At 36.5% G+C, this 3356-nt stretch carries 5 protein-coding genes; all 5 read left to right on the top strand.

Annotated elements, in window-relative coordinates:
• The first annotated feature begins 187 nt into the window (after nucleotides 1-187).
• Entirely contained in the window at nucleotides 188-964 is a 777-nt protein-coding gene (locus tag L1266_RS22025; RefSeq protein WP_235378352.1) for a hypothetical protein, read from the top strand.
• 41 nt (nucleotides 965-1005) lie between these two features.
• Entirely contained in the window at nucleotides 1006-1299 is a 294-nt protein-coding gene (locus L1266_RS22020; RefSeq protein WP_054554029.1) for a DNA/RNA non-specific endonuclease, read from the top strand.
• A 5-nt stretch (nucleotides 1300-1304) separates the two neighbouring features.
• Nucleotides 1305-1652 (top strand): immunity protein YezG family protein, encoded by a 348-nt coding sequence (locus tag L1266_RS22015; RefSeq protein WP_054554028.1) that lies wholly within the window; start codon nucleotides 1305-1307, stop codon nucleotides 1650-1652.
• Entirely contained in the window at nucleotides 1642-2328 is a 687-nt protein-coding gene (locus L1266_RS22010; RefSeq protein WP_268842809.1) for a GAD-like domain-containing protein, read from the top strand. The genes L1266_RS22015 and L1266_RS22010 overlap by 11 nt, the downstream gene beginning before the upstream one ends.
• Nucleotides 2329-2525: 197 nt before the next feature.
• A partial coding sequence (locus tag L1266_RS22005; RefSeq protein WP_235378350.1) for an immunity 49 family protein occupies nucleotides 2526-3356 on the top strand: 831 nt, incomplete at its 3' end.

Genomic DNA, 3356 nt, shown 5'->3' with positions numbered 1-3356 from the left:
ATAGAACGTGCGCTAAACGCCAGACCTAGAAAGTGCCTAGGTTACAAACAGCCTGTCGTTGTGTTTAACGAATTACGCAATGCGGCCTAATTTAGCGAGTGGTGCACTTCGGGGTTGAATTCGCGGGAAATGGTTCTCTTTTAATTGCTGATGCGAAAAAGTGGGATAAAAAATACAAGGATGGTTTATGTCATTAATGAATGCGTGCATTTTAATGCTGCTGTTACAGCCATTGTTTGTATATTTAGCATTATTTAAGAAATCAACAGGAAGTGGGATTAAATCAGTCGATAATGATGATGCTAGTTATTTATTTATCGCTCCAGGTTTGTCGGTCTTTTATATTGAACAATTTCCTGAAGCCTTGCTTTTCTTTACAAGTATATGCTTGCTGGGCCTTTTTCTGGCCAAAATAGTTGAAAGTAAAGCCAATAAACCTTTAACGAAAAATGATGCAATCGGTTTTACAATTTCTAGTTTTCTTTTTTTTGGTATTTTAAAAATACTTATATTCACCATTTCAACTTATTTTTTCGCTGATGTAACGGCAGAAAATACAGCGTCAGTAAATCAGATAGAAGCAGCCTCTCAACAATCAATTCTTGAGTATTTCAGCATTGAATTTTTGTATAAACAACTTTGGCCTAGTTTTTACTGTTTATGTGGTATGTTAAGTTGCTATTTATTAAGTCGGCTCTCAGCTACGCATTTCGATATTGCTAGCTTACTCCTTTACCTGTTGGCATTTTTAGCAAGTTTCTTACCTCTCTTTGGCGATAGTTATATTATTTGTATGTTTTTGAACTTTTTCATTTATTTATTTGGTTGTAGTTTATGTGTAAGAAGTCAGTCTGACCCATCAAGCTCAGGAGTCGCTATAGTTTATGGTTATATCTTTATGATGGGCATTGGAATGAGTGTCTTTATTAAGTTTATTTACGAAATAATCAAGCTGCTAAGTTAAGTTAAAGCGCCTCGGTAAATTTGTTGTGCGCTATAACATAGATGAAATCTGGACTGGACGACGATGAAGGTGGACATTTAATCGCTTCAATTTTTAATGGTCCGGGTGAGCAAATCAATTATGCTGCTATGGATGGCAATATCAATAAAGGTGCTTGGAAGAGCATGGAAAATAAATGGGCAAAGGCTTTACAAGAAGAGCCACCTAAGAGTGTTGAAGTGGAGATTCGAGCTATTTATGAGAATGATAGTAAACGCCCGTCATCCTTTGATATATTTTATGAGATTGACGGTGTTGAAGAGTTTGTGAATTTAAAGAATAAACCTGGAGGCTAAATTAAATGAACGTTGATGATATATATAACAGTGTCGCACAAAATATGTTAGTAAATATAGGCAGGCAAGAATGGTCAAAAGCTGTAATTGAAGTAGAGTATTATGGAGACGATGCACTTAAGATGAAAGGCGGCTTTCATCAAAAAAATACAGATTTTACTTCATTTAAGTTTAGAAATTTTGATAGAAAAATTGTAAATGATTTTCAGCAGCTCCATGAAATTACCACTGAAAATGATTCGAACAAGTGGAATCGTGCTGTATTTTATTTGAAGCCAACAGGTGAATTCAATATTGATTTTTCATGGGATCAAGAATTGGCAGATGAAATAGAATGGTTAAATGACGAATAAATTTTTCGATAACTTTTACAATTTTAAAGGCTTTGGCCCCGCGATAAAAGCGACAATGCCAACACAAGAGACACTTGACTTTTTTAAAGATAAGCTCCCTGAGCGCTTATTGGAATACTGGCAAGAGTATGGTTTTTGTGGCTGGGGTAATGGCATTTTTTGGATTGTTAACCCACAGGATTACCATGAAATTTTACAAACTTGGCTTGAGGGTACCGAATTCGCTGAACGCGAAAACAATGGAGTTGATAAATATTATGTAATTGGTCGCGGTGCTTTTGGAAATTTACTTATTTGGGGGAAAACATCAGGTCAGAGTATAGATGTTAATTCAAACTTTGGAATGATTTTTCCAACAGATTACTCTGAAAAATTAAAGGAGCGAGGGGAGGAACGTTCAATTGACTTATTTTTTGCAGTTCGAAGAAAAGAGTCATTTGATCAAAAAGACATTAACGAAAAACCTTTGTTTGAGCAAGCATTAAAAAACCTAGGCCCATTAGAAGCCGATGAAATGTATGCGTTCGTTCCTGCGTTGGCTCTTGGTGGTGTGAATAAGCTTGAAAATTTGCAGAAAGTAAAAGCGATTGAGCATTTGAATTTTCTCGCTGAATTGGGCGAGAAACGCATAATGGCTGATATTGTCGCTATGTCTAATGAACTACATAAGAAGTAACGCTGTAGCGGTTAATCACTTTGATTTAGTCATAATCAATTGAGTATCACCTTGGTGAATTAAATAAGCTATTTCATCGAGTGCTAATGACATTAAATATTTATATATTGGGACCCTATAACAAATAATAACTCTTCTGTTAGTGAAGTTAGAATCTCTGAGTTTGATATTTAAATTTAAATGCTATGGGACAATTAATGAAAGTTGATAGAGAGTTTAATACAGATTTAAATCAGGTTAATGGTAGGCTTGCTTTTCCACGAAAAATGATAGGCAGAATTAATCAAGCTATAACAATACGAAGAGACAATTTAATTGCTTTTCCAAAACAGTTTCTGTCATTAGCGCGTTGGCTCACTTGGGAAGTCCAAACCAATAAAATAGAAAGAGAATCTGCAACAGGTTTACGCTATGCATCTAAAATGTACGCGGCTTTTTTGAAGCTCGCAGAGTATCCCGAGCAAGACTTTACGTTTAAGATCTTCGATTTACCTGCAGTGACTTGGAACGGTAGAGGTATGCTCGAAGCGGGTTATGCAAACCCCGAGGAGTGGCTTGATGCCTATTTTTTAGCTGTGATCACGCGCGATTCTGAAAGTATGGATAGCTTAGCGAACTTCCCCGTTGAAATTATGAAACAAAGTGCCACAAAAGCGGATCCTGTTTTGTATAGCTTGGTTGAAGTGTTCCAAGCCTATCACCATCGTCATCCTGATTACCCTAAAATGTTAAATGATACTATGAAAGAGCTAATAGCCGATGGAGATGATTGGTCTCTTCATGTTGGCATGGGGTATTTAGAAACGTTTGCAGCACTCACCACCGACATTGGGTTTGACTTCAGTGAAACGCTTGAAAAAAATGTTCAGCTACAAGAAAAATATTGGATAAATGCAAGTGGTCCAGACACTGTCCCAGTTGAATCATTTTTACCTCTTCAACTGTTGGGCATGGCATGTATGTGGCGAGATATGGGTAATACTGTAACGGTTGAAAGTGATTCACTACCTCGCTTTTTAATCGAAGGA

This window comes from Pseudoalteromonas sp. Cn5-37 (assembly GCF_021532495.1).
Lineage (GTDB): Bacteria > Pseudomonadota > Gammaproteobacteria > Enterobacterales > Alteromonadaceae > Pseudoalteromonas > Pseudoalteromonas simplex.
The sequence above is the reverse complement of the archived record's forward strand: the minus strand, read 5'-3'. Positions and strand labels throughout refer to the sequence as shown.

Coding starts and splice junctions, on each gene's coding strand:
- L1266_RS22025 (WP_235378352.1), top strand. CDS start 188: ATGTCATTAATGAATGCGTGCATTTTAATGCTGCTGTTACAGCCATTG.
- L1266_RS22020 (WP_054554029.1), top strand. CDS start 1,006: ATGAAATCTGGACTGGACGACGATGAAGGTGGACATTTAATCGCTTCA.
- L1266_RS22015 (WP_054554028.1), top strand. CDS start 1,305: ATGAACGTTGATGATATATATAACAGTGTCGCACAAAATATGTTAGTA.
- L1266_RS22010 (WP_268842809.1), top strand. CDS start 1,642: ATGACGAATAAATTTTTCGATAACTTTTACAATTTTAAAGGCTTTGGC.